The following is a 4694-nucleotide window of genomic DNA, read 5'->3' as shown; positions in this document are numbered from 1 at the left end:
GGGGAGCCGCCGATGACAAGGCGGGCATCATGGCGCACCTGGGTGCACTGCGTGCACTCGACCAGGTGCTGGGGGAGGACTTCGGCGTCGGCGTCACCTTGTTCATCGAGGGTGAGGAAGAGGCCGGCTCGCCGACCTTCAGGACATTCCTCGAAACCCACCGGGAACTGCTGCAGGCAGACGTCATAGTGGTGGCAGATTCCAGCAACTGGAAGGTCGGGGTTCCGGCGCTGACCACGAGCCTGCGTGGCCTCGTCGACGGGACCGTCGAGGTGCAGGTCCTGGAACATGCCGTTCATTCGGGAATGTTCGGTGGACCGGTGCTCGACGCGCCGACCCTGCTGTCCCGTCTGATCGCTACCTTCCATGACGACGCCGGCGACGTCGCGATCGCCGGTCTGGCCGGCGGTGACGACGCGACGGTCGACTACCCCGAGGCCGATTACCGGGCCGATGCGTCAGTGCTCGACGGCGTTCGTCTCGCCGGCACCGGATCGATCGCTTCGCGGCTCTGGACCAAACCCGCACTCTCCATCATCGGGATCGACGCACCAACGGTTGCGCTCTCGTCCAACACCCTGCTTCCCCGGGCCCGAGCCAAGTTCAGCCTGCGACTCGCCCCCGGCCAGGACCCGGCGTCGGCCATGGCCGCGGTGAGGGACCATGTGGAACGCAACGCCCCCTTTGGCGCGAGGGTCACGTTCACCGCGGGGGAGACCGGCAACGCCTTTGCTGCCGACACCACCGCACCGGCAGCAAAGACCGCACTCTGGGCGCTCGAAGAATCGTGGGGGGTCCCGGCGGTTGAAGCCGGTATGGGCGGGTCGATCCCGTTCATCGCCGATCTCACCGAGGTCTACCCCTCCGCGCAGATTCTGATCACTGGGGTGGAAGATCCGGACTCCAGGGCACACAGTGCCAACGAATCGCTGCACCTTGCCGAATTCCAGAAGGCAGTCCTCGCCGAAGCCCTCATGCTGTCCCGGATCAATACCGACGGGTTGTGAAAAGCCGGGGGTTGGTCCCGAACGGGACTGCCGACGTACCATTGGGTAGGACGCAAAACCGCGACACGTGTCCACAGCGAGGAGAAACCAGTAATGAGTACTTCCACCAGCGAAACCACCACAGAGACCACCGAGGCCGCGTTGGCCGCACACGAGGTGGCGCTATCTGAGGTAGCTGCCGAAAAGGTACGCAGCCTCCTCGAACAGGAGGGCCGCACCGACCTGCGCCTGCGCGTCGCCGTGCAGCCCGGCGGCTGCTCCGGTTTGATCTACCAGCTGTATTTCGACGAACGAACCCTCGACGGCGACGCCGTCAGGGACTTCGACGGCGTCGAGGTCATCGTCGACAAGATGAGCGTTCCCTATCTTGCAGGCGCCTCCATCGATTTCGAAGACACCATTTCCAAGCAGGGCTTCACTATCGACAACCCCAACGCTGGCGGTTCCTGCGCGTGCGGCGATTCATTCCACTAGCACGTGTCAGCTGCCCAAACAAACGCACAGATGACCTGCCAAAAGTTCCACGGCAGGCCGTCTTTGTGTCATCCAATGGCGGCGGTAACAGGTAAGCTCTACAGTAAGTAGTAAAACTAAATGTGTGCTTTTTGCGCACACGGGGTAACGCCGCCACGGGTGGCAGACACGTAAGAAAAGGAAGGGCCGTCTGTGAGTTCGCAGCACCGAACCGGCACCCGGCGCGCAAGGGTCGTCAAGATCTCCAGCATTATGCTGATTGGCGCGTTGTTTCTGTCGGGCTGTTCAGCTGAAGTCCAAAGGGGTTGGTTGCCCGCCGAGCGCGACAACACCAACCACACCGGCCGAATCATCGATCTGTGGGTGAATTCCTGGATTGCCGCACTGATAGTCGGCATCATCACCTGGGGCCTCATCATCTGGTGCATCGTTGCTTATCGCCGGCGCCGGAATGAGACCGGATTCCCACGCCAGGTCAGCTACAACCTTCCACTCGAAGTGTTCTACCTGACCATTCCCCTGTTCATGGTCCTGGTGTTCTTCTACTTCACTGACCGCGACCAGCAGGCGATCGACGCCCGCGTCGACAACCCTGATGTAATCGTCGACGTCCGCGGCAAGCAGTGGTCCTGGGACTTCAACTACGTCAATGAGGACAAGTACTTCAGCGGCGTCCAGGCGAACCTCACCGGCGAGGAAGGGATCCCCGAAACCCTCCCGACCCTGTACCTGCCGGTCAACCAGACGGTCGAGCTACAGCTCAACGCCCGCGACGTCATCCACTCCTTCTGGGTGCCGGCGTTCCTGCAGAAGCGCGACATGATTCCAGGTCGCACCAACTACATCACCCTGACCCCGACCAGGGAAGGCACCTTCGACGGCAAGTGTGCCGAACTGTGCGGTGAGTATCACTCGGAGATGCTCTTCAACGTTGCGGTTGTTTCGCAGCAAGAGTTCGACGCGCACATGGCCACCCTTGAAGACGGCCAGCTCGGGGAAGAATACGATCGCAATTCCTACCCGGACACTGAATCCGAAACAGCAGGGAGTAACGGCTGATGTCCACCTACGAATACACGGCTGAAGATACCGGCACCCTGGTAGCGCCGCGGGTAGTACCGAGGTCCAAGGGGCGCGTGGTAGTCAGTTGGATTACTTCCACCGACCACAAGACCATCGGGTACATGTACCTGATCGCCTCCTTCATCTTCTTCTGCTTCGCAGGAGTGATGGCGCTGGTCATCCGCGCTGAACTGTTTGAACCCGGTATGCAGATCCTGCAGACCAAGGAGCAGTACAACCAGCTCTTCACCATGCACGGCACCGTCATGCTGCTGATGTTCGCCACCCCGCTGTTCGCCGGGTTCGCCAACGTCATCATGCCGCTCCAGATCGGAGCGCCCGATGTGGCGTTCCCCCGCCTGAACGCCCTGGCATTCTGGTTCTTCCTGTTCGGCAGCACTATCGCCGTCTCCGGTTTCATCACCCCACAGGGTGCCGCATCGTTTGGCTGGTTCGCCTACGCCCCATTGTCGAACACCACGTTCTCTCCGGGGCTCGGTGGTGACCTCTGGGTCTTTGGTCTGGCCCTGTCCGGGTTCGGCACCATCCTCGGCGCGGTCAACTTCATCACCACGATCATCTGCATGCGGGCCCCCGGCATGACCATGTGGCGGATGCCTATCTTCACCTGGAACACGCTGGTCACCGCGATCCTCGTGCTGATGGCTTTCCCACCACTGGCTGCCGCACTCTTCGCCCTGGGAGCCGACAGACGATTTGGTGCCCACATCTTCGATCCGGACAACGGGGGAGCGATCCTCTGGCAGCACCTGTTCTGGTTCTTCGGTCACCCCGAGGTGTACATCATCGCACTGCCGTTCTTCGGCATCGTTTCCGAGATCTTCCCGGTCTTCAGTCGCAAACCGATCTTCGGCTACAAGGGCCTGGTTTACGCCACCATCGCAATCGCTGCCTTGTCAGTGACCGTCTGGGCGCACCACATGTACGTCACCGGAGCGGTCCTGCTGCCGTTCTTCGCCTTCATGACGATGCTGATCGCGGTGCCGACGGGCGTGAAGTTCTTCAACTGGATCGGCACCATGTGGCGGGGTTCGATTACCTTCGAGACGCCCATGCTGTGGAGCCTCGGTTTCCTGGTGACCTTCCTCTTCGGTGGACTTACGGGCATCATCCTCGCCTCACCCCCGCTCGACTTCCATGTCTCTGACACCTACTTCGTGGTGGCTCACTTCCACTACGTGGTCTTCGGAACCGTGGTGTTCGCCATGTTCGCCGGCTTCTACTTCTGGTGGCCAAAATTCACCGGCAAGATGCTCAACGAGCGGCTCGGGAAGATCCACTTCTGGATGCTGTTCCTCGGCTTCCACGGCACCTTCCTGATCCAGCACTGGCTTGGCGTCATCGGGATGCCTCGCCGGTACGCCGATTACCTGCCTGAGGACGGGTTCACTGCGATGAACCAGTTCTCCACTATCGCGTCCTTCGTTCTTGGTGCTTCACTGATTCCGTTCTTCTGGAATGTGTACATCACCTGGCGCAGCGGCAAGAAGGTAGAGGTCGATGACCCGTGGGGCTTTGGTGCGTCACTCGAGTGGGCTACCTCGTGCCCACCACCACGCCACAACTTCACCTCGTTGCCCCGGATCCGGTCAGAGCGACCAGCACTGGACCTCCACCACCCTGAGCTGCAACAGCAGCACACGCCTAGCTCGGCTGTCGGCCAGGCTCTTGGCGCAGCCGACCGGAAGGACGCCTAAACCATGAAGGTTGAAACCGGACTCTTCTTTTGGGGTTTGCCCTTCTTCCTCATCGTTGGGGTTGTCTACGGATACCTCACCGGCTGGGATGAATACGTTGGCTTCCTGGGCATTCTGCTCGTTGGTGGTCTGGCAGGAATGATCGGGTTCTACCTGGGCTTCACCGGCCGCCGGGTTGGAATGCGGCCCGAGGACAGGCTCGACGCCGAGATCCACGAGGGCTCCGGCGAACAGGGTCACTTCAGCCCCTGGAGCTGGTGGCCCCTGGCGCTCGGTCTGTCCGCCGCGACTGGTTTCCTGGGTCTGGCAGCCGGCTTTTGGATCCTCTACATCAGCCTTGGCATGGTAGTGATAGCACTTGTTGGCTGGGTCTTCGAGTACAGCCGCGGAGATCACGCACACTAACCAGGTCTGCGCTGACCACACGAGAGGC

5 protein-coding genes (1 of these 5 running past the window's edge) are annotated in these 4694 nt (G+C 61.2%); all 5 read left to right on the top strand.

Going from position 1 to position 4694, the window contains the following annotated elements:
* Positions 1 to 1007: the 3' portion of a dipeptidase gene (locus tag K728_RS0102780; protein WP_024475771.1), read on the top strand. 409 nt of this gene lie to the left of the window's left edge; 1007 of the gene's 1416 nt are visible here — the last part of the coding sequence; its start codon lies off the left edge, out of view; its stop codon occupies positions 1005 to 1007.
* Positions 1008 to 1100: 93 nt separating this feature from the next.
* Positions 1101 to 1481 carry a HesB/IscA family protein gene (locus tag K728_RS0102775; protein WP_024475770.1) on the top strand — a complete coding sequence of 127 codons (381 nt, stop codon included), beginning with the start codon at positions 1101 to 1103 and terminating at the stop codon, positions 1479 to 1481.
* A gap of 192 nt (positions 1482 to 1673) precedes the next feature.
* Positions 1674 to 2540 carry an aa3-type cytochrome oxidase subunit II gene (gene ctaC / locus K728_RS0102770; protein WP_019482758.1) on the top strand — a complete coding sequence of 289 codons (867 nt, stop codon included), beginning with the start codon at positions 1674 to 1676 and terminating at the stop codon, positions 2538 to 2540.
* Positions 2540 to 4261: an aa3-type cytochrome oxidase subunit I gene (ctaD, locus tag K728_RS0102765; RefSeq protein WP_019482757.1), complete on the top strand. Its 1722-nt coding sequence runs from the start codon at positions 2540 to 2542 to the stop codon at positions 4259 to 4261. Before ctaC ends, ctaD begins: the two co-directional genes overlap by 1 nt.
* A gap of 3 nt (positions 4262 to 4264) precedes the next feature.
* A complete protein-coding gene (locus tag K728_RS0102760) occupies positions 4265 to 4666 on the top strand; it encodes a cytochrome c oxidase subunit 4 (protein ID WP_019482756.1) in 402 nt (133 codons plus the stop codon).
* Positions 4667 to 4694 lie beyond the last annotated feature (28 nt).

Source organism: Arthrobacter sp. CAL618 (genome assembly GCF_000468215.1).
Taxonomy (GTDB): Bacteria; Actinomycetota; Actinomycetes; order Actinomycetales; family Micrococcaceae; genus Arthrobacter_D.
This window is presented reverse-complemented; position numbering and strand designations above follow the sequence as displayed.

Bases quoted from the DNA above. Each gene is read 5' to 3' on its own strand.
- K728_RS0102775 (WP_024475770.1), top strand. From the start codon at position 1,101: ATGAGTACTTCCACCAGCGAAACCACCACAGAGACCACCGAGGCCGCG.
- K728_RS0102760 (WP_019482756.1), top strand. From the start codon at position 4,265: ATGAAGGTTGAAACCGGACTCTTCTTTTGGGGTTTGCCCTTCTTCCTC.
- ctaD (WP_019482757.1), top strand. From the start codon at position 2,540: ATGTCCACCTACGAATACACGGCTGAAGATACCGGCACCCTGGTAGCG.